The organism is Novosphingobium sp. BL-S-21 (assembly GCF_055521655.1).
This window is the reverse complement of sequence record NZ_JBVFVP010000003.1, coordinates 430,127-451,314: the sequence shown is the minus strand read 5'-3', so window position 1 is coordinate 451,314 and position 21,188 is coordinate 430,127. Positions and strand designations below refer to the sequence as shown.

The 21,188-nt window shown below is 60.4% G+C and carries 18 protein-coding genes; 14 read left to right on the top strand and 4 right to left on the bottom strand.

Features of this window, described 5'->3' with window-relative positions:
• Positions 1–49 precede the first annotated feature (49 nt).
• Complete coding sequence (locus ACZ1J6_RS24360) at positions 50–1,162, top strand: DNA alkylation repair protein (protein ID WP_465128315.1); 1,113 nt, start codon at positions 50–52, stop codon at positions 1,160–1,162.
• Between the two features lie 143 nt (positions 1,163–1,305).
• On the opposite strand, the gene ACZ1J6_RS24355 is transcribed toward ACZ1J6_RS24360, so the two are convergent.
• Positions 1,306–2,217, bottom strand: coding sequence for an AraC family transcriptional regulator (locus tag ACZ1J6_RS24355; RefSeq protein ID WP_465128314.1), 912 nt, complete (start codon positions 2,215–2,217; stop codon positions 1,306–1,308).
• Positions 2,218–2,331: 114 nt separating this feature from the next.
• Between ACZ1J6_RS24355 and ACZ1J6_RS24350 the strand changes: the two genes are divergently transcribed.
• A complete protein-coding gene (locus tag ACZ1J6_RS24350; RefSeq protein ID WP_465128313.1) occupies positions 2,332–3,159 on the top strand; it encodes an oxidoreductase in 828 nt (275 codons plus the stop codon).
• Positions 3,160–3,478: 319 nt separating this feature from the next.
• Here ACZ1J6_RS24350 and ACZ1J6_RS24345 read toward each other — a convergent pair whose 3' ends face one another.
• Together ACZ1J6_RS24345 and ACZ1J6_RS24340 are read right to left on the bottom strand one after the other, a co-directional pair.
• Complete coding sequence (locus tag ACZ1J6_RS24345; RefSeq protein ID WP_465128312.1) at positions 3,479–3,970, bottom strand: MarR family winged helix-turn-helix transcriptional regulator; 492 nt, start codon at positions 3,968–3,970, stop codon at positions 3,479–3,481.
• A complete protein-coding gene (locus ACZ1J6_RS24340) occupies positions 3,967–5,148 on the bottom strand; it encodes a serine hydrolase domain-containing protein (RefSeq protein ID WP_465128311.1) in 1,182 nt (393 codons plus the stop codon). The genes ACZ1J6_RS24345 and ACZ1J6_RS24340 overlap by 4 nt, the downstream gene beginning before the upstream one ends.
• A gap of 483 nt (positions 5,149–5,631) precedes the next feature.
• On the opposite strand from ACZ1J6_RS24340, the gene ACZ1J6_RS24335 reads away from it, so the two are divergent.
• From ACZ1J6_RS24335 to ACZ1J6_RS24305, 7 genes are all read left to right on the top strand, one after another.
• Positions 5,632–6,390, top strand: a complete 759-nt coding sequence (locus ACZ1J6_RS24335; RefSeq protein WP_465128310.1) for a hypothetical protein — start codon at positions 5,632–5,634, stop codon at positions 6,388–6,390.
• A 336-nt stretch (positions 6,391–6,726) separates the two neighbouring features.
• Entirely contained in the window at positions 6,727–7,581 is an 855-nt protein-coding gene (locus ACZ1J6_RS24330) for a hypothetical protein (RefSeq protein ID WP_465128309.1), read from the top strand.
• Positions 7,582–7,632: 51 nt separating this feature from the next.
• The gene (locus tag ACZ1J6_RS24325) at positions 7,633–8,313 is read left to right on the top strand and encodes a hypothetical protein (RefSeq protein ID WP_465128308.1); all 681 of its coding nucleotides are present in this window, start codon (positions 7,633–7,635) and stop codon (positions 8,311–8,313) included.
• 293 nt (positions 8,314–8,606) lie between these two features.
• A complete protein-coding gene (locus tag ACZ1J6_RS24320; RefSeq protein WP_465128307.1) occupies positions 8,607–8,942 on the top strand; it encodes a hypothetical protein in 336 nt (111 codons plus the stop codon).
• Positions 8,943–9,030: 88 nt separating this feature from the next.
• The gene (locus tag ACZ1J6_RS24315; protein WP_465128850.1) at positions 9,031–9,081 is read left to right on the top strand and encodes a hypothetical protein; all 51 of its coding nucleotides are present in this window, start codon (positions 9,031–9,033) and stop codon (positions 9,079–9,081) included.
• A gap of 53 nt (positions 9,082–9,134) precedes the next feature.
• The gene (locus ACZ1J6_RS24310) at positions 9,135–9,284 is read left to right on the top strand and encodes a hypothetical protein (protein WP_465128306.1); all 150 of its coding nucleotides are present in this window, start codon (positions 9,135–9,137) and stop codon (positions 9,282–9,284) included.
• A 752-nt stretch (positions 9,285–10,036) separates the two neighbouring features.
• Entirely contained in the window at positions 10,037–11,080 is a 1,044-nt protein-coding gene (locus ACZ1J6_RS24305) for an IS30 family transposase (protein ID WP_465128305.1), read from the top strand.
• 26 nt (positions 11,081–11,106) lie between these two features.
• Here ACZ1J6_RS24305 and ACZ1J6_RS24300 read toward each other — a convergent pair whose 3' ends face one another.
• On the bottom strand, positions 11,107–11,448 hold the full coding sequence (locus ACZ1J6_RS24300; protein WP_465128304.1) for an alcohol dehydrogenase catalytic domain-containing protein: 342 nt from the start codon (positions 11,446–11,448) through the stop codon (positions 11,107–11,109).
• A 19-nt stretch (positions 11,449–11,467) separates the two neighbouring features.
• Between ACZ1J6_RS24300 and ACZ1J6_RS24295 the strand changes: the two genes are divergently transcribed.
• The 5 genes from ACZ1J6_RS24295 (at position 11,468) to ACZ1J6_RS24275 (ending at position 20,131) form a co-directional block, all read left to right on the top strand.
• Positions 11,468–13,318 (top strand): HipA domain-containing protein, encoded by a 1,851-nt coding sequence (locus tag ACZ1J6_RS24295; RefSeq protein ID WP_465128303.1) that lies wholly within the window; start codon positions 11,468–11,470, stop codon positions 13,316–13,318.
• The gene (locus tag ACZ1J6_RS24290) at positions 13,318–13,497 is read left to right on the top strand and encodes a hypothetical protein (protein WP_465128302.1); all 180 of its coding nucleotides are present in this window, start codon (positions 13,318–13,320) and stop codon (positions 13,495–13,497) included. Before ACZ1J6_RS24295 ends, ACZ1J6_RS24290 begins: the two co-directional genes overlap by 1 nt.
• Before the next feature lie 464 nt (positions 13,498–13,961).
• Positions 13,962–14,951 (top strand): IS30 family transposase, encoded by a 990-nt coding sequence (locus tag ACZ1J6_RS24285; RefSeq protein WP_465128849.1) that lies wholly within the window; start codon positions 13,962–13,964, stop codon positions 14,949–14,951.
• A gap of 234 nt (positions 14,952–15,185) precedes the next feature.
• Positions 15,186–16,421, top strand: a complete 1,236-nt coding sequence (locus ACZ1J6_RS24280) for an exonuclease SbcCD subunit D (RefSeq protein ID WP_465128301.1) — start codon at positions 15,186–15,188, stop codon at positions 16,419–16,421.
• Complete coding sequence (locus tag ACZ1J6_RS24275) at positions 16,421–20,131, top strand: AAA family ATPase (protein ID WP_465128300.1); 3,711 nt, start codon at positions 16,421–16,423, stop codon at positions 20,129–20,131. The genes ACZ1J6_RS24280 and ACZ1J6_RS24275 overlap by 1 nt, the downstream gene beginning before the upstream one ends.
• Positions 20,132–21,188: the final 1,057 nt, after the last annotated feature.

The window sequence follows — 21,188 nt, the reverse complement described above, 5'->3', positions numbered from 1 at the left end:
GCATGCCATCACACAACCCAGCGACAATCAAACTGAGATCGGCTTTGCAATGACGGACAAAACCACCCCTGCCTTGCTTAAAGACATTCTCGGTCCGCAGGCGCTTGCCATCATCGCCGATGCTGGAACGTCAGTATCGTCGCGCTTCGATCACGCGGGTTTTCTCAGCGCTGCGTCAGATGGACTCGACACGCTGTCGATAATGGAGCGCGTGCGCCATATCGCCGATGCCCTCTACGTCGCACTGCCTCGCCAGTATATGGATGCACTTGAGATCGTCCGCGCTATGGTGCCAAGCCTCACCCATGGCTTCCAGGCGGTCGCTGTCACCGAGTTTGTGGCACGATATGGCCTGGACGACTTCGACAGATCGCTAAGCGCGCTCGCTGATCTGACTCGCTTCGGATCCGCCGAGTTCGCCATTCGTCCGTTTCTGCTTCAGGATACTGAACGTACTCTCGCCGTGATGGAGCGCTGGACCAGCAGCGCCGACGAACATGTCCGCAGGCTCGCAAGCGAAGGTAGCAGGCCAAGGTTACCATGGGCATCGCGCATCCCGGCACTAAGGGACGACCCAACGCTCGCTGCGCAGATCCTCAACGCGCTCAAGGCGGACCCCAGCGCCTACGTGTGCAAGTCTGTCGGCAATCATCTCAACGATATCGCAAAGGACCGTCCGGACTGGCTGCTGGATTGCTTATCCGAATGGCCGATCGATGATCCTCACACAGTCTGGATCATCCGTCATGCATTGCGGACCTTGATCAAGAAGGGCGAACCTCGGGCTCTTGCTCTCATCGGCGTCAAACACGGAGCCTCGGTAATGGTACGCCGCTTTTCGATTGAACCTCACATAGTTCGGCTAGGCGACACAATCGTGATCGATGCCGAACTGACCTCCACCTCCGCACAGGATCAACGCTTGGTCGTCGATTATCGCATCCATTACGCGCGTGCCGGCGGAAAGACTGCGGCCAAAGTCTTCAAGCTCTGGACATTTGACCTCCCTGCCGGACAGATCGCCACGCTGAAAATTCGCCAGGCCATTCGCGATTTTAGCACCCGGCGCCATCATCCCGGCTGCCATGAGGTCGAGCTCATCGTCAACGGGCTTACGATGGCGAACACTGTTTTTGAAATCGCGAGCGATCCTTCTGATTAAGAAACCAGCGACGCTGCCGCAAAGACATAGCGAACTGGAGGAGAATTTGGCTTTAAGGTTCGTAGAGCGGAACGGGCTTGCAAGTTAGGTGAACGGAAGGTCTTGGCATGGGCTGCCGTCCACACGACGATCAGTGAACAGCGTCATCTGGTCGCAGTTTCCCATACCTGCGAGGCCTCGCCGATGTGCTCACGCAGCCAGAGGGCCTCATCGCTTGGATTGCGATGGAAATGACGTTTGAAATCCCGGCTGAACTGCGCTGGGCTGGCATAGCCGACCTGCATCGCGACCGTCGCTATGGGAGCTTCGCGCCGCGCGATCATCATGCGCGCCTCGTGCAAGCGCATGGCCTTGATGTACTGAATGGGCGAACTTCCGGTGAGAGCCTTGAATCCGGAATGGTACGAAGCAACACTCATCCCCGCAGCCTTAGCCAGGGCGGGAACGGTAAGTTTCTCGTGAAAGCGTTCGCGGATCTCTGACAGGCTCTTCACGACCCGGTCCGCCGCCCCTTCGTGGTGAAGTGCGGCCAATAGCGGCCGAGCTTGCGGCCCCGTCATCACGCGAAAATGCAATTCACGGATAAGCCCGGGACCCAGGATAGCGCACTCCTGCGGGGAGTGCAGAGCCACCAGCAACCGTCGCAGTACATCGCGAATGGAGGGCTCCATTGGACTTGAAACCAGACTGCGTGCTTGCTCGCGGGCGTGCGACGCGTCCGCCTTGGCCATCACTGCGGCGATCTCGGCCGCGAGAGGAAGGTCGAAATCGAGATAGAGGGCGACCAAGGGGCTGCCTGCATCCGCCTGTGAGGCCATGCGAAATGGCACGGGCACCGAGATGGCGAGGTAATGATCGGCATCGTAGCGATACACATTGCCATCGAGAAATCCCTGCTTTGATCCTTGTAAGACAAAGACGGCTCCGGGCCGGTAGAGCACCGGCACGTCCTCAAGCATGGCTTCCGAACGTAGGATGCGCAGGCCGGGAAGGCCAGTCGAATTGTACCCATGCCGCGGCGCGAGCTCGGCCGCAATTTCGACAAGATCAGTCATGTTCCGGGAATCGTATCATAGGATTGAGCAAGAAACTCAGAGAAACTGCCGTTTTCGAATGAGGACGATTGTACCATTTGGCAAAGCAGAAACGCAACCAGCAGGAACAACGCCATGTCGCGACACACTTTCTTCATAACCGGAGCAAATTCCGGATTCGGCTTTGCAATCGCCCAAGCCGCGCTGGAGGCCGGCCATCGGGTAATCGGCACGGTTCGATCCGAGGCAGCACGAAATTGCCTGGCTGAGCGTCTGCCCGAGGTCGTGACGGTCTTGTGCGACGTTACCCAGTTCGAGACGGTTGCCGGAATTGTCGATCGAGCCGACAGCGATCATGGTCCGATCGATATTCTCATCAATAACGCGGGCTATGGCTATGAAGGTGTAATCGAGGAATCCCCGCTCGAGGAAATGCGCCGTCAGTTCGACGTCAACGTCTTCGGAGCGGTGGCGGTCGCCAAGGCCTTGCTGCCGCGCTTTCGCGAACGTCGCCGCGGCTTCATCGTCAACGTGACTTCCATGGGCGGGATGATTACCATGCCGGGGATTGCCTACTACTGCGGCAGCAAGTTTGCTCTTCAGGGCATTTCCGAAGTGATGCGCGCGGAAATGGCTCCCTTTGGCGTCCATGTCACGGCCCTGTGCCCAGGCTCCTTCCGCACAGATTGGGCGGGACGATCGATGGTCCGAAGCTCCCGCGTGATCGCCGACTACGACGCCCAGTTCGATCCGATCCGGGCTGCGCGCATGGAGAAGAGCGGTAAACAGGTGGGCGATCCAGCCAAGCTCGCCCAAGCTGTCCTCGCCCTGGTCGATGCCGACGCGCCGCCACCGCAGTTGCTGCTGGGTAGCGATGCCCTGCGCCTGGTACGCGAACGATACAAGCACATGGAACGTGAGATCGATGAATGGGAGGGCCTGACCCTGTCAACGGATGGCTAAGCCAACCGCCGAGCAAGGACAGCCTTCGCGGATAAGCGGGACGTCCCCACCTGGGGAGTAGAAATCGGCTTCGACAGTCTGGAAGAGTCGACTGACGAACGGCAATTTGTCGCTCGCCAGTTGACGGTTGGATGCCAGCGTACGGCTGAGAGCGGCCCTGCACACCATCTCGCCACTTTTTGCCACCCGACGACGATTTTCCAGTGCTCGGAATGAGAAATCCCAGCGCTGATTGCACCAAGCCAAATCCGATTGCCGAGCGGGTCAAATTCCTTCGCCAACCGGCCCGTCGCTCAGAATAGGAAACGACGGCTCATATCTAAACGCCGAGGCGAGCAGCGACGCGGTCCGATAGGGCGCGCGCATCGAGTGCGTCTTCCAAGCGGTCCAACAATGGCACGAGATGGCCAGCCTCGGCATCCAGTTCCTTGGCGCTTTCACTCAGAGCAGCCCAGAGTGGCGCCAGGGCGGCGACCAGAGCATCGCCCTGGGCAGATAGAGAGATGAGGCGACGCCGCGCATCGGCCTTGTCGCCGGCCATCTGGATCAAACCGGCGCTCTCAAGCGCCCGTCTCGCTTGGCTCACCGATACATGGGTGATGCAAAGCGCCTCTGCGATGTCGCCGACTGTCATCGGCCCATTCAGAACGATCTGATTGAGAACACCGAACCATCGTTGCTCGAAACGAATGCCTCGCGCGACATAAATCTCCGCCGTTTCACGATCAAGTCGTTCGGATAAGCGGCGTAGGCGCGCACCCAAGGCGGCCGCGCCCGCGGCACGGCTATAATCCTTCCGCTTCTCTGTCATGCAAATGGTCCTGTCAGAAGATGCTCGGCTATACTCTTGATGGCGTTCTTGCTCGCAGGAGTGGCCGACATGTTCGTGAAGACCGCCACACCGGTGGTTGTGACGGGGTCCAGATAGACAGCGGTGAACACGCCGGGATCGCCGCCCCAGTGATTGATCAAGCGCTTGCCATGGCTATTGGATTCCATCCAGCCCAGTCCTTGCCCACTTACCCACGACGGCAGGCCGGACGGAACTGTCATGGTCAGCATTTGGGCCTGATTGGCGGACGACAAGATCCGGGCCTTGTAGGACGCTCCGCCATTTGCCGCCGCCGCGACAAAGGGCATGAAGCTGGCGATGGAGGCGCGGAGCATGCCCACCGGATAGTCCGGGAAGCCGACGGCTGGGGTGGCGACTGCCCGACCATCCACGACCTCGTAGGGGGTGGCGGCTAATTGTGGAGGCACATCTGCAATGCGCCAGGAAACGGGGCGCATGCCAAGGGGCGTGAACATTCGCTCTTGGGTGAACGTGCGCAAATCTTGGCCCGCGACTTGCTCCACAATATAGCCCAGTAGCGCGTAACCAACATTGCAATAGTCATAGACCGCGCCCGGGGCAGCCGACGAAAAACAGCCAGCAGCTGTATAGTAGGTGCCCCCAGATACGAGATAGTCCGTCAAAAAAGCCCTGAGCGGTAGCGGCGAATCCATCCCGATCGTTCGGAAATCGACTTGGTAATATGTTTGATCGGAAAGGCTCGACACATGGGTCAGCAGATGCCGAACTGTAATCGCGGAATCGGGATGAGCCGGATTGATGACCTTGAAATCGAGATAGCCGCTGATCGGCGCATCAAGATTGATATGGCCTGCTTCAACGAGCATCATTATCGCCGTGGCCGTCACAGTCTTGGTCACGGAAGCGAGATGGAATATCGTATCGGTAGTGACTTGCCGATGCTGCGCAATATCAGCAAAGCCATAACCCCGCATCAGCGTTACTTCGCCTGCCTTGGCGACACCTATCGCCATGCCGGGGATCGCGGCACCTTCCAGCTGCTTCTTGAGAAACCGTTCCAGTGGGTCGTTATCCGACTTCGCCAGCGCGGGGGCCGCAGCACCGAAGATGGAGGCCGCGAGCATTGTTCGCCGGCTCATCGGTGCACGGAAAATAGGAAGATAAAAACTTGCCATAAATCCCACCCACAAAAGTTTACGTAGGCGCCTACGTTATTTGATAAGACGGCGCAAGGTGGGAGCGGTTCAACACCGTTAAATGAATGATTTGGCAGATAACCGCCAATCACCGTGGTCTACCGGACCGACGTGAGTTGGCCGACACCCACCGTTTCCGAACCTTACCAAATCGGAACGCAATATCGACGCCTGACCAACCGCTCCATGTTGGGAGGCCTTTCCGACATCGGGCTCGAAAATAGCGGGGCGAGCCGGGCGCGCCGGACAGTTCGAACAGGGTGAATCAAAGTCCGTCGAGTGCCAACCCAGCCATGTTCGAGATTTCCGGCCAATGTCTCGCAACTCCTTCCTGTTGCAATACGGCGTGCGGCCTTTGCGCATTTTCGGGCATATTGATGAGGAACGATGGCGGCTTCCATGACTTGCACGCATATCCCTCGGTCAATCGATCGCAATGTTAGGGTTGGAGCCGAGCCGAACATGAAGCAACTTGCCGAGAACTTCTGGAATTTCCGAGGCTCGTTCAAGATCGCCAGGATCGTCGAAGTGGGCACGCAAATGTCATTGGTGCGCCGGAACGGCGGGCGTTTCACGTTGATCGACAGCTATGGTGTCTCAGGCGCTGACCGCGAGGCACTGCTGGAATTAACCGGAAACGGCGCCGAGATTGACACGATTATCAACGTTCATCCCTTTCACACTCTGCATTGCACGGCCGCCCATGAACTGGCGCCCCGCGCGAAGTTGTTTGGCACGCGGCGGCATCGCGAACAGGCACCGGAACTGCCCTGGGAAAAGGAGACTATTGAGGACGTGGCAACCCAAGCTACGTTCGAGGATCTGGACTTGTCGATTCCTGCCGGGCTTGATCTCGTGACTAGCGACGACGGCGTGCATGCGGCTTCCGTTCTCGTCCGGCACCGACCGAGTAGTATCGTCCACGTCGACGATACGCTTATGGTGCTTGCAATGCCCGGCTCGCTGGGCAGCGTTCTTCCCCAGTCGCGGCTCCGCTTTCATCCTATGCTGGGAAAAGCGCTGCAGCATCGTCACGGTGCCGTCGACGATTTCGTCGCATGGACACACGATTTGGCTGAAAAGTGGGCAACTACTTCGATTGTCTGCGCCGCTCATTCCGCCGTGCGTCACTTGCCGCCAGACGGATGGAGCGATGAACTGAGCCGCGCGCTCTCAGCGATCCAAAAGACACTCGACCAACACCGGGCGCGACACGGTTGATCCCTGCAAATACCTCTACCAATCGATAGGAAGCACCCACCCATGAATGACCACAGAGCCTAGTCGATAACTCTGCGGACAGACGTTACGGTGATGGGCGCAGGGACGGCCGACCACGCTGCCGAACGTGCTTCGCGCAAGTACGGAGCTTCGAACTTGCTAATCGAGCTTGCTCGTAGCTGCACTACAATGTGCGCAGGGGGGATGCCTGCCTTGCGATGATGGTCAGCGCGGGCACCTCACGATCATGGATGGTGTCATACCGCTTCCATGATATGGAGCGTTTAAAGGCGTGAGTGCTTTAACAACAAATATAAAAGTTGGAAGGCGACAAGAATGAGCAGGGCAATCATTTCCGCTTCGGCATTCGTGCTGGCCAACATGATCGGGATCGCGCAAGCGCAGACCCCTTCTGCATTGAACGACCTGGTAGGCGCACGAGCTGCGGGTGCCGAGACCCAGATGGCGGCGCGTGGCTATACCTTCGTCAAAACCCAAAAAAGCGATGATCGCAGCTACTCCTACTGGTGGAACTCCTCCAGCCGGCAGTGCGTCACCGTGGCGACGATGGATGGGCGTTACGATTCGATCACATCCTCGCCCGCCCCGGACTGCGGCCAGCGTGAAGAGCATCGCGGATCGAGCGAGGGCAGCAGCTATCGTCCCACCCAGAGCTACAACTACGGGGGGGCATCCTCCAATCAACGCCAGTCTCCCAGCTATGTGGAAGATCGCGACCGCGGGCAGGGCCGATATCAGGTTGATGGCCAGAACGTCGATTTGGGCCTCGTGTGTTTCGGCGATGGCCAGCGGCCGGGCTTTGCCACGACCTACGGATATTCGTGGAACAGCCGTACCGAGCGCTATGATTACGGTAACCGTACGGAGATGACCGGACAGCAGTTCGACGCTTCGGTTTCGCTGCAGTTCTGGCCAGGCGGAGGGCATATCCGCCTTCCCAAGAAGCTTGTCCCGCCGATCAACAGCCGGGGTAACGATGGCTGGTGGGACCTGTACGACGTCGAGATGGGCCCCGATGTGATCCGGGCGAAGTATCGGCTCAATGGCATGAACAAGCCCACCGTCACGATCAACCGCCGGAGCGGCCAGATCAGCATTCGCGGGGTCGATCCTTACGCATTCAGCGGATCTTGCGACCTCATTGACGGCGACGATCACCGCCGCTTCTAAGATTCGGCCCGGACCGGTGTACCCGGCCCGACTGGCTTTGGGAGAATGCTCATGAAATGGAAGCATGGAGCCATCGTTGCCCTCGCGGTCGTGACCGCAGCTATGCCCGTCACGGCGCAATCGCCAATAAGGAGCGAACGCGTCCAGTTTGCCAGAGGTGCCACCTCGTCGACCATTCGCGGTTCCCTCAAAGGCTACGACACTGTGGATTACATCGTCGGCGCGCGTGCCGGCCAATCCATGTCCGTGTCAATGCAAACGAGCAGTACGTCGGCCTACTTCAATGTTCTGCCCCCGCGCTCCGAGGAAGCAGTTTTCAACGGCTCTATCACAGGTAGCCGGTTCGACGGTCGGCTCAAGGACTCGGGCGACTACCGCGTCAGGGTTTACCTGATCCGCAGCGCCGCGAGGCGAGGTGAGCGGGCGACGTTCAGCCTTACGGTCGGCGTGAAAACCCGGCCCGGTAGCGTCGGAACCGCACCGGGGCCAGTCGGCTCGGGTGCGGCGATATCGGCCGGCAACAGGCCGGCTTATTGCCGAGGCGAGGCCTCTCAGCAGTACGGCGTGCGGCCCAATTACATCCGGACCAGCCCCGCCATAGCGAACGCGGCCGGTATCATGATCGACGGGACAGCCGATCAGGGGCGTAACGGGATCAAGCGTTTTCGTTGCAGGTTCGATGCGCGGGGACGCTTCATCGACGTCATGGCCATGACCCGCGACGGATTCTGATCTTTTGCGTAACTGACGCGCCAGGGTGGCTTTGTCCCCCTGACGTGTCAGGCTCCCTTTGTTCTACCCCACCGATACGAAACGAAGGGGCGCAACCCCTTATCTTCCTTCGGCCATGCGGCGACGAGGAGCTGTCCTTGTGAGGCGCGGATGACCATCAGTCCCTCGGTGGAAATGGTGTATCGGGGACCCCTACAGCAAGGCGGCTGCTCTGCGCCCATTGTCGCCATGGCGACCTCCGCAAGCGTGCGAGCGCTCCGTTTCGTGCTGCTTTGCGAGGTGGTCATAGTCACGTGCGCACGCAGCATGACCTCAACCTCGTCAGCATCACGATCACGGGTCAACGCAAGATCGGCGTAAATGGCAACGCCCTGCTGGCCGGTCCGCGTAGTTCCTACCCCGTCAAGCGGGGCTGGGCGGAAAAAATTCACGTTGTCTGCCCGTCCGCCGAAGGTCTCTATTATACGTCCTACCAATATGGTCCCGAGTTCGCGGTGCTCCTGTTCGGCGATCGTGTGCCGGATGATATCCTCGAGGGCTTGAGCAAGCGCGATATCGCGGATCCCATCTGCCATGGTGAAATCCAGAAGCTCGCGGTCAGCCTCTCGATCGACTACGAAGGTGTCTGAGCCGCAGCGGGAAGAAGGTCGATGACGTCCGGTTCCGACCGACTATGATTCAGTGCGGGCCGCGCTGGCGCGGCTGATCCCGATCGCGATGACCGACACCGGGCAGTCGAAACGCGTCGCCGATTTACTGATGGCCTAGTGGAGCGGGCCCGACCTTGGGCACTCCAGATAGCCGACATCTTCGGGCTCGACGTGGCGATCGCCAATGACATCACGACCGTCATCGGCTTCCTGGGCCAGACCGATCGCGGTGCAGTCTATATCGACAGCCTCGGATTTGCCGAGGAGATGCAGGACATCATCGCCCTGTGGCGCTCGCCGGCGTCACGGCCAGGGGCCTGATACCCCAGGACAGCTCAAAGATGACCCGAAGCCAACCGACGGTGCCGCAGTGGCGCCCGTTGGAGCGGCGCTGGCGCGCCTTACTGGGCCGAACGGCCGAGGAGAGGAGGGGGGTGGCTGTGCGACGCGCCTGTGCCGATGGCGCGGCGGGATGCTCGCCGTCGATCGACCATGGAGGCGGTCCGCGCTTAGCTAGCCGAGGCACTTCCGATCGATCTGGCGGAAGCTGACAGAGTCCTCGAAGAAAGGTTCATGAGCGGGTGCGGCGCTCCGGACGGTGCAACGTGAGCCGTGCGGTTTCGGATCTCTGCAGGGTCAGGCTACTGCGTCGCAATTGTCAGGGCTTCCGCGTCGATCATCAGAACCGCGGCGCGCAGCGTGAAGCGGTCTATACCGTGATGCCGAGGCGCTCGCGGTGCTCCGCCGCTGATCGTCAGCCGGCAAGAGAGCCGGCTTCCAATCCGCCGCTGCGACGATAGCTTCAGCTTTGGCCGGAAAGGATTCCGCCGAGCTGATCGAAACGCCGTCGGGCAGCGCAATCCTTGCCTGAAATCCATTGCCCTTGGGCGTGGCGCTCAATGGGACTTCCATTTACCGTCTCCGCAGCGATATCAGGCTCCGCATCGGCATAAATCATCGCTATTTAACATAATTCTTATTATCTGTTTTTTACGGTTGTAAGCCGGTGGGGTCTAGATTGAAGTGAGAATTCCGAGGATTTCTGGGCTTTGTGCCCTCTCGGAGGAAAGTCTATGACGAACAGCTATCGCCATCTACGTTACGATGAGCGTGAAGCTTTGGCGAAAATGAGGGATGCCGCCGTCCCGGTTTGCGAGATTGCAGCTCGGCTCGGACGGCATCGATCTACTATTTACCGGGAGCTGCGCCGCAATTTCATGCACGATGAGGAAGCGTGGTATCGTGGCTATTTCCCCAACGTCACACACAAAAGAGCCCGCCGTCGCCGGGCTGCTGGTCGTAAGCTTGAACGCAACATGGAGTTAGCCGCGGATGTCGTCCAAGGCCTTCGGCGGCGTTGGTCTCCAGAGCAAATTGCTGGACGGATGCGCCTGTCCGCCCAGCAACCGCGCGTCAGCCATGAGACAATCTACCAATACTTCTATGGGAGGGAAGGTCGACGCCTAGGGTTATCCCGATTGTTGCCGTGGGCGCGTCGTCGTCGTCGCCCGCGTGGTGGCCGCAAGCCTCAAGGGGTGCAAATCCCGCTGGTCAACGGTATCAAGCACCGTCCCCCCGAGATCGCGCTGCGCGCCGCATTTGGCCATTGGGAAGGCGATCTCGTTGCTTTCCGCCAGATCTACGGCAAAGCCAACCTCACCTCCCTGGCCGAGCGAACGAGCCGGTTTGCGGTGCTTTGGCGAAATCCGGATAGGGGCTCAGTTGCGATCATGGGAGGGATTTGTCCCCAACTTGGCCCCCTTCCCTCTACGCTTCGCCAGACCAACACTTTTGATCGAGGCACGGAGTTTGCAGCCTACAGGAGGCTCCGGACCGAGCTCGAGATCAAGAGCTATTTCTGTGATCCGAAGGCCCCTTGGCAGAAAGGCGGCGTTGAGAACTTCAATGGCCGTCTGCGACGATACTTGCCACCAGATACGGACATTGCGGCGATGGACGAGATGGCGATCCAGGCGGTCTGTCACCAACTGAACAACACTCCGCGGAAATGCCTGTCCTATCGGACACCCCAAGAAGTTTCGACGGAACAGATCGGGCTATGGGCACCGGGGTCGGATTTTCCTTGGGTGGCGTTCGCCCCACCCAAGGAACAATGATACTCAGCACCAAGGAATGTCGCGCTTCAGCTGGAACTCGCAGCCCCAGATAGAAATGACACCCCTCCGCTAGATAGAAATGACACTGCCTGGTGTGGTGTGCGGAATGTCGGCTCGGGGCCCAAGACTGCCGGCAGCGGGGTGCCGAAATCCGCCTCGGCGAGATGGAGGTCGGAATGGCACAGGCCGCTAGCCTTCACCTGGACGAGGACCTCGCGCCCCTTGGGCGTGTCGATCGCAATTTCCTCGATGTCGAAGCGACCCTCTGGGCGATCCAACGCCCCCATACCTCGGTTGAAATTTTCACGCATTTCAAATGCGTCATATTGGTTGACATAACGACGCTTTCGTATGAAATTATCCCGCATCTGACATGCGGAATAATTTATGACCCTCTATCTGGTTGGCGAGGATATAGATGCTCAGACCGCCTTTCGACGGGGGCGAGACGGCGATATCCTCCAAGTCTATCGCGGTATCTACGTGGATGCAGAAGCGAACGCCGACGCCATTCTGCGTGCGCACGCTGTCCGTATAGCCCATTACCTGTACCCCGCCGCCTATCTGAGTTCCGCCAGCGCGGCCTTGCTTGGCCCGACCCTCGACGGCCGACTTTTCCTGGGAGGTCGGCGCAACCAGCGAACGCGGCTGCGCTCGCTCGAAATCATCCAGACTCAGGCACCACCCAGGCCCTCGCTCGACAGGGCAGTCATCGGCGACTCGCTTGGCGATTTCACCCTTTCGGTCTCCTCGCCCGAGCAGCGCATGCTAGAAGCCTTCCGGCTGCGCAGCGAGCAGGCAAATGCACTCAATGAGGAGCAGCGCCGCGCGACGGCCGAGCGGCTCATCGCGGAATATGGTTCGAACGACGCAGTGGCAGACGCTCTGTGGGTGCTAGCACGCGCAAATGATTGGTTCCGCGAGGGTGAGAGTGCCGAGCGCTATCTGCGAGGGGGCATCGATAGCGCGGCTCCTGCGATCAACCACGCCGCGTTCTCTCTGCTCGTGGCCTGGCACGGTAGCCCCCTCGGCATGCTCGCTCATGACGGCCATGAATGGCGCTGGTCGCCCGGCAAGATTACGACCCCACCGCTCATCCGCGAAACGCTACCCGGTACGCTGCCGCCATTTATCGAATCCCTGTTGCCCGAGGGGTGGCTCGCCCACGTGTTGCGTGATGAAGACCAACGCTCGACTCTGCGTCACGGCAAACGGTACATGTCGAATATCACCATTGGCGTAGACGCTCATGAACTGGCCTCACTGCCAGCGGATATTCTTGCGGGGCGCCTTGGTGACTTCAAGGAGCACGGCATGTTCACCGGAACCTACGGCGGCCCTTCCCGCGGAGCGTTCGAGGAAAGCTTCGAGACCAATCTCGCACGGATTTTCGCCACCGGTACAACGCCGCGCTTGTCGGGAGTCCAGATCAAGGCACCGATGCATCTGCGCCACGACGGTACACTGCTGCCCGCGACCGATCTACCCTTCACTCATATTCTCAAACCCGCTGGCACTTCGGGATTCGAACAGATGCCGGTAGTGGAATGGTTATGCATTGAGCTTGGACGAATGGCTGGCTTCACGTCAGCCGAGGCCGCGCTCACTGTCATGCCGGACGGGATGGCACCGGCGCTGGTCGTCGAGCGTTTCGACATTCGTGAGAATGGCAGCGATCCGCGCCGGCTCGCCATGGAGGATTTTTGCTCGATCTTGGGCGTACCCGCGGAAGACAAGTACAAAGGTACTATCGAGCGCATGGCACGCGCGCTTCGCGCCCTGTCGACGGATCCCACCGAAGACATCGCGGAGCTTTTCGGGCGCGCGCTTTTTTCTTGGCTGATTGCCGACGGTGACATGCACTTGAAGAATATCGCGATGCTCAAAATCGCGGCACCGCGCGCACGGGTGTTTGAGAGTGTCCGGATGGCACCGCTCTACGATGCCCTTACCACGCGCGTCTTTCCGGGGCTGCACAACGATCACATGGCCTTGAAGCTCGCCGGCAAGGACGACCGGTTGCATCTGGCTGACTTCGAGACGTGCGCGCGAACGATCGATCTCCCGCTCCGCAAGGCCCGCGAAATCATCGAAAATTTACTGGCGGCGCTTGGAGAGGCCATGGACGTGATCGCATTGCCACCGATAGTGCAGGAGTCCGCATCGGCGAGCGAAACGGCCGAGGCAGTTCTCCAGATTGTGCGATCGCGTCATGCTGCACTCGCTGCCGAACTATGATGAACCTGCGCGACCAAGGCGAAGGCGCCAAAGACCGCTACAATTTCAGCTTATCAGAAGGCGGTCTGGCAGCACACGCTGGAACCGGTCCTTCGCCAGTCGTACGGCTGCCGGTCGGCTACGCGCCCATTCGCAACCTTCAGCGGTCGTTTTGGCATTCCGAGATCCGGCTTTGCTGACCAGGTTCGTTCGCGGCTGAGAGGGGTGGTTAGCGAACATGGCGTCGGCGCCCGACGATGTTTGTTGCTAAGAAGGCAAACAGGAGAAATGTCGCGCCACCTAACGCTGCTGCGACAACCCAAAGCAGCGCGCGTAAGAGTTTGGACGTGATCAGCCTACGACGCGCCAAGGCGCTCGCCAATTCACCCTCACAGCGGCCGGTTCTATCTGCAAGGTTTCGAATATGCCCTCTTGAAAACCGGGCTTTCTCCCAGCCCCACATGGTTTCAGCTAGGCGGCTGCTGTCCATTCGCGCGTTACGATTTAACTTAATAAATAGTATCTGTTTTTTACGGTGTAAGCTGGTGGGTTCTAGATCGAAGTGCGAATTCCGAGGATTTCTGGGCTTTGTGCCCTCTCGGAGGAAAGTCTATGACGGACAGCTATCGTCATCTATTACGATGAGCGTGAAGCTTTGGCGAAAATGAGGGATGCCGCCGTCCCGGTTTGCGAGATTGCAGCTCGGCTCGGACGGCATCGATCTACTATTTACCGGGAGCTGCGCCGCTATTTTATGCACGATGAGGAAGCGTGGTTTCGTGGCTATTTCCCCGTCGTCGCACACAAAAGAGCCCGCCGTCGCCGGGCTGCTGGTCGTAAGCTTGAACGCAACATGGAGTTAGCCGCGGATGTCGTCCAAGGCCTTCGGCGGCGTTGGTCTCCAGAGCAAATTGCTGGACGAATGCGCCTGACCGCCCAGCAACCGCGCGTCAGCCATGAGACAATCTACCAATACGTCTATGGGACGGAAGGTCGACGCCTAGGGTTATCCCGATTGTTGCCGTGGGCGCGTCGTCGTCGTCGCCCGCGTGGTGGCCGCAAGCCTCGAGGTGTGCAAATCCCGCTGCTCAACGGTATCAAGCACCGTCCCCCCGAGATCGCGCTGCGCGCCGCATTTGGCCATTGGGAAGGCGATCTCGTTGCTTTCCGCCAGATCTACGGCAAAGCCAACCTCACCTCCCTGGTCGAGCGAACGAGCCGGTTTGCGGTGCTTTGGCGAAATCCGGATAGGGGCTCAGTTGCGATCATGGGAGGGATCTGTGCCCAACTTGGCCCCCTTCCCTCTACGCTTCGCCAGACTATCACTTTTGATCGAGGCACGGAGTTTGCAGCCTACAGGAGGCTCCGGACCGAGCTCGGAATCGAAAGCTATTTCTGTGATCCGAAGACCCCTTGGCAGAAAGGCGGCGTTGAGAACTTCAATGGCCGTCTGCGACGATATCTGCCATCAGATACGGACATTGCGGCGATGGACGAGATGGTGATCCAGGCGGTCTGTCACCAGCTGAACAACACTCCGCGGAAATGCCTGTCCTATCGGACACCCCAAGAAGTTTTGACGGCACAGATCGGGCTATGGGCGCCGGGGTCGGATGTTCCTTGGGTGGCGTTCGCCCCACCCAAGGAACAATGATACTCAGCGCCAAGGAATGTCGCGCTTCAACTGGAACTCGCAGCCCCAGATAGAAATGACATCCTCCGCTAGATAGAGATGACACTGCCTAGTACTACTTGACATACGGTTTTCCGAAGGTGGATCGCAAGCACGTTTCAATCTGAAAACCCTTACCGGCGGCAGCCAGATGGCTTAGCACCGAGTTCTCCCAATCTGGCGCTTGCCTCGGGCCTAAGCGCAGGCAATGAGCAAATGATGTCGCAACGCGCCCAAACGCTCACCATTTGTCATACATCCGACTGGCACCTTGGCCACGAACTCAATGGTCACGCCCGCGAAGCGGAGCACGATCTTTTCCTCCAATGGCTGCTTGATCGCCTCGAAGCGGAGGCTGTGGATGTGCTGCTCGTCACGGGGGACGTATATGACGTCGCCAATCCGCCAGTATCTGCGATGCGCCGGCTTTTCCGGTTCCTCAACCTGGCGACCACGCGGCTCTCTGGACTTCAAGTGGTAGTCATTGGCGGCAATCACGACAGTGCAGCTCGGATCGACCTTCCCGCCGCACTACTCGGGGAAGGCCGCGTGCATTTCATCGGCGCCTTGCCGCGAAAGAATGGAAGCCCCGACTTCGAGCGCCTGCTCCTGCCGCTGTTTGGCCCTTCCGGCGATATAGGGGCATGGCTTGCCGCGGTACCCTTCTGCCGTCCCGGCGATCTCGGCTCCCACGACCTCCCCTCGCTTTACGACGCCGTCGCGGAAGCGGGCAAAGCGCAAGCTGGTGATTTGCCGATGATCCTCACCGGCCATCTCCATGTCGCCGGCGGCGAGGTCTCGGAGCTATCCGAGCGCCGCATCGTAATCGGGGGCGAGGAGGCGCAAGCAGCAACGCTTTTCGACGCGAGGGCGGCCTATGTCGCACTCGGACATCTCCACCGCCCTCAAGCGGTCGCCGCGGAGACCACGGTTCGGTACGCCGGCTCACCCTTCCCACTCTCGAGCGCCGAACGCGACTACCGCCATTCAGTGGTGATCGTTAAGGTTCAAGGCAGCGAAGTGCCGTGCCAGGTCGAATTGCTGCCGATCCCGCGTCCCGTCGACTTTCTTGCGGTCGGGCCCGCCCCATTGGATACCGCCCTGGCCGCCATCGAAGCGCTGCAACTCGACGCCGAACTGTCGGCCGCCAGCTGGCCTTTCATCGAAATCGCAATTGAGATCGACGGACCCGAGCCGGACCTTCAGTCGCGCATCCTCGCGGCGATCGAACCGTTGCCAGTGCGGCTCGTGCGCATTGCAACCATTCGCCCACAAGACGCCGGCAGTAGCTGCGATCCCCTCGTCGGCGCCGAACTTGCCGATCTCGATCCCGAAACAGTGTTCGCGGCGCTCTTCAACCGTGAATATGGCGGTGACGGCCCTCCGGACGACCTCGCGCGCGCCTTCGCCACGCTCCTGATCGAAACCCAAGCTGCCGAGGAACCCGCCTGATGCGCATTCTTGCGATCCGGGGCAGCAACCTCGCCAGCCTGACCGGCGAATTTGAAATCGATTTCGAGGCGGAACCGCTGGCCGGCTCGGGCATCTTCGCCATTACCGGGCCGACCGGCGCTGGAAAATCCACGCTTCTTGACGCCGTTTGTCTCGCGCTCTTCGCGGAAATCCCTCGCTTACGCGCTGCCCCGACAAGCGGCAGCGTTGGAAACGACGAAAACGGGATCGCCGCGCGCGACCCGCGTTCGATCCTTCGTCATGGCACCGCCGATGGATACGCCGAAGTCGATTTCGCAATGCCTGCTGGCGGCGTCTACCGCGCTCGCTGGAGCGTGAGGCGGGCAAGAGGCAAAGCAGAAGGTCGCTTGCAAAACCACGAGCACGCTTTCGAACGCCTCGACACCAGTGAGCGGATGGGCGGCACTCGCACGGAAACTCTGCGCGCCATCGCAGCCGTGATCGGATTGACCGCCGAGCAATTCACGCGTGCGGTGCTGCTTGCCCAAGGCGATTTTGAGGCATTCATTCGTGCTGACGCCAATGAGAGGGCAGCGCTCCTGGAACGGCTGACCGGGTCCCAAATCTACACCCGCCTAGGCCGGGCTGCCTACGAGAAGGCGCAAGGTCTGCGCGCCGGGCTGGACTCGATCCGCCAACGCATTGCCGCGCTCCACGGTCTCGATGACCAAGGCCGCGCCGTTGCCGAAGCCGAATTGGCGGAGGCAGAGGCGGCTCATGCGGCTGCCTCGGAGGCTCTCGAGGCACTGGGAGCCCAGAAGCGCCGGGCGGCACGCGCACGCGAGTTGGCAAATGAAATCTCGACCGCCGAGCAAGCGCTCGACGCCGCAAAAAATCTTCAGGCCCTCGCTGCGGATCGACGCGACGCGCTAGCCCGCAATCGTGCCTTGCTGCGGTTCGTGCCACTCTGGACGGCCCGCGAGAATGCCAGGTCTGTATTGCAGGAAGCCGACGACAAGCGCACCGCAGCGCAGAATGCGCTTTCTAACGCCAATGCGCAGCTCGAGATGTCCGCAGCAGCAGCACGGACCGCAGCGAATGCCTTGAAGCAACAGGAGCGGGAAGCCGAAGCTCTCACCCCTGTGTTGGCGGCCGCACGCGCCCTCGACCGCCAACTTGCAGACACCAGCGAAGCGCTCATGCATGCTTCGCGAGAAGCAGATGCGCTTGCCAAGCATGCCAATGAGGCAGAGGAATCCGCCGCGGCGGCCGAAGGATCCTTCGCACAGGCGCAAACCCGGATCGCCAATGCCGCTGCGTGGTGCACCAGCAACGCCGCACTTCGCACTCTCCATGAACGCGAAGAGGAACTCTCCGAGCTCATCGCCGCCCGCGCATCGTCGCATACCCAATCCCAAGAGGCGCAGGGCCGCCTTGTCGAACTGGAGCGCGAAGAGACACTCGCCCTCGCCCGGCATGCGACAACGCTAGACGCTGTGCGCATAGCGCGCGAAAACCTTGGCGCGGCAACACGGCATCGCACGGAAGCCGAAGCCGAAGCCCCCGCCGAAGCGGCTCTTGACGCACTCTCGCGGGAGATCGACTTGCTGGCTACAGCCGAGCTGCGGTCGGTGGAATTCGCGCAGGCCAGCCGTGATGTCACGCAGGCCCAAGCCGCATTGGAGGAAACGCGCGCCGCACAAGCCGACGCGGCTTCGCGTCGTACGACCATCGTCCAGCGCTTGGCGGAATACGAAGCCTCGCTTCCGGATCTGGAGACGCAGGTCCGGCAAGCCCGTCACGTTCTGGCGCAGTCTGTTGCGGCGTCGGGCAAGGCCGCCGAATTCATGCGCGCGGAGTTGGTGGACGGTGAGCCCTGCCCGGTCTGCGGCGCGCAAGAGCACCCGCTCTCCGCCCTCGAAACGCTGCTCGGGACACATTTGGAAAGCAATCGTAGGCACGCAGAGGCCCTCGAGCAGGAACTCTCCCGGCAGCGAAGCGAACAGCAATCACTTACGCGCGAACGCGAAACGCTGTCCGCGCGCGAAGAAGCGCTAACCCAGGAGGAGAGTTCGCGCGCCGAAGCGCTGATGCCACTGCAGGATAAGGCCGGCGAGGCAAATCGGACCTTGCGCGCTGCGTTGCTGGATGTTGGTCTCGATAGCTCCGCCCTTCCCAGTCGTGAGGACCTCGCCCGCCACCGCGATGAACGGGTCCAGAAGCGCCAGGATGCTCTCTCCGCCCGGCAGATCGCGTCTCAAAGCCGTGATGCGCAGGATCTCGCGCGCAAGGCGCTTGATGATATGCAGCAGAGCGAGGACGCCGCGCGCGTCGCGCTGGCGGCTCGTGCCCAGGCTCTCAGCGAAGGTCGTGCCATGACCGACCGGCAGAACGCAGAAATGCAGAACAACGATCGCGCGCTCGATCGGGCCCTCGCGGCGTTCTCGGAATGGCGGCAATTGCCGGACGCAGGAAGTTGGCTGCGTAAGCAGGCAGAAACTTGGCGGTCCTACACGGCCGAGCAGAGCGAAGCTGAAACTGCCCTGCCCGGCCTCGATGCGCAACGCCACGAGGCCGTACGTACGCGCGATCTCGCGCGCATACAGGCTAAGGCTGCTGCCGCAACAAAGCTCAATCTTGCCAATACACGTGCCCTCAAGAGCGCCGAACGCTCTGAACTGCTCGAAGGGCGCAGCGTCGCAGAGGTCGAGGAAACAACAGCGCGGGCCTCGGGCGAAGCGCGACAGGCGAATGAGGTGGCTCGACAGGTTAGCGAAAATGCGGCGCGGCTTTTTGCCGGAAGCGAAGCTGCGCTGAAGAGCGCGGTTGGAAACCACGATGAGGCCGACGTTAAATATTCGTCCGCATCGGCGGCGCTCGACGCGTCACTTTCCAGCATGGAAGTCGCCGAGCATCAACTCGCTCAGCTTGCCAAAGCCGGCCAGGAGTCCATTGATGCGGAGGCACAGGCGCTCGCGGCGCTGGACACCGGCGTCGGTGAAGCCTTGGCTGTCCTGAGCAAGTGCCATGCCGACCTTGAACGTCACACCGCCGAAGCACCGGAGAATGAAGAGCTCACGCCCGAGTTGCTCCCTGACGCTCTGATGCAAGCGAAGGGCGAACTCGAGGGCGCCAATGCCGCGCGAGAACAGGCACGCCTGCGCATTCTGCAGGACGATCAGGTCCGGGCGCGCACTTCGTCATTGCGCGCGGAGCTTGAGGCGGCCACGTCCCAAGCCGACGTCTGGCTGCGTCTTTCCGACCTCATCGGCGACCGAGAGGGCAAGGCATTTCGACGCTTTGCGCAAGGGCTGACACTCGATCGACTGCTTGAACACGCCAATACCCGGCTTGCAGAGCTGAAGCCGCGCTACGTTCTGGAGCGAGGGACCGGCGGCGAAATGCTCGTCCAGGTCGTGGACAATGACATGGGAGGGCAAGTGCGTGGACTACACAACCTGTCCGGAGGCGAGCGCTTCTTGGTCAGTCTCGCCCTCGCCCTAGGTCTCGCCGAAATGTCGAGCGGACGCGGGGTCAAGATCGAGAGCCTGTTCATCGACGAAGGCTTCGGGGCGCTCGATCCAGCCAGTCTCGGCCAGGCCTTGGCGCTCCTCGAACACCTTCATGCGAGTGGCCGCCGGGTGGGCGTCATCAGCCATGTGGAGGAGTTGAAAGAGCGCGTGCCGGTCAAGATCGAGGTGACGCCTACTGGGCGCGGCACCAGCACCATCGGGATTGCATACGGGTAGAAATGCCCGATTTGCGTTTTCTCACCCCAGACAGACCAGCGATGGCATTGCGCCTTCTTTGAAGACGCAATGCTATGCTTAGGCCCCGCAGGATAGGCACTGCCCGTCAACCTTCTCGCGGCAAGCCTATACAGTGCTAGCTCGCGTTGACAAAGTGTGGCAGCCATTTGCGGATTGCGGCGAGGTTTAGGAAGCTGGCGAAGGATAGGGCAGTTTTGTCGTAGCGGGCATAGACGCGTTGCAGCACGCTCTGACTGACCTTGATGTTAAGGGGATACGGCCTGTCGCTAGGCGGTCTTCCCCGCCGGCGGAACACCATCGGATATGTGCTTGCAGCACTTTGACCCGGAGCGCTCATCGACATGGATGGGGCCGAGGCCTGTGGTATTGGGACGGTCTCTACGTGCTAAAGCGATGGCGCTGCAGGCTGCGGGGCTGCAACCGGTGGGGCAGAATCCGTCTGTGGTGCCGCGAGGTCGCCCCCCGCCCCTGTCCCGGCCGGTTCGGCCGGATCGCGGGACAGAAAGCCGTGCTCTTCGCTAACGTTGTGCAACTCGTCGAGATTGGGTCTCGGACGCTTTGGTCGCACTGCCAGGTCATCGAATTGCAGCTTCGTGCGTTCGCTCATGCGGCTTCCTCCTTGTCCGCTTGCTGACGATACCTGCCATCAGATAAAGACATTGCGCTGAACGAGATGGCGACCCAAGTGGTCTGTCTCCAGCTAAACAACACCTAGCGCAAATGCCTATCCTATCGGACACCCCAATAATTTTTGACGAAACAGGTCGGACTATGGGCGCCAAGGAAGGATGCCTCTTGAGTAGGCTCGCTTCACACATGGAACAATGAAACTCAGCGTCAAGGAATGTCGCGCTTCACTGGAACTCCCGGCGCAAATTAGAAATGTCCCATAGCGATAGGCATTCGTAGTTGGCGATGATCGGCGGGATCCGTAGCGCCGAAACTTGGTGGCCTGCTAAACCTGTCGAGCGCTTTGGTACCAGTTTGATGAGGCGGTCCGGTCCAAATTCGCAGAGCCTTCCTCGAGGCTCATCCT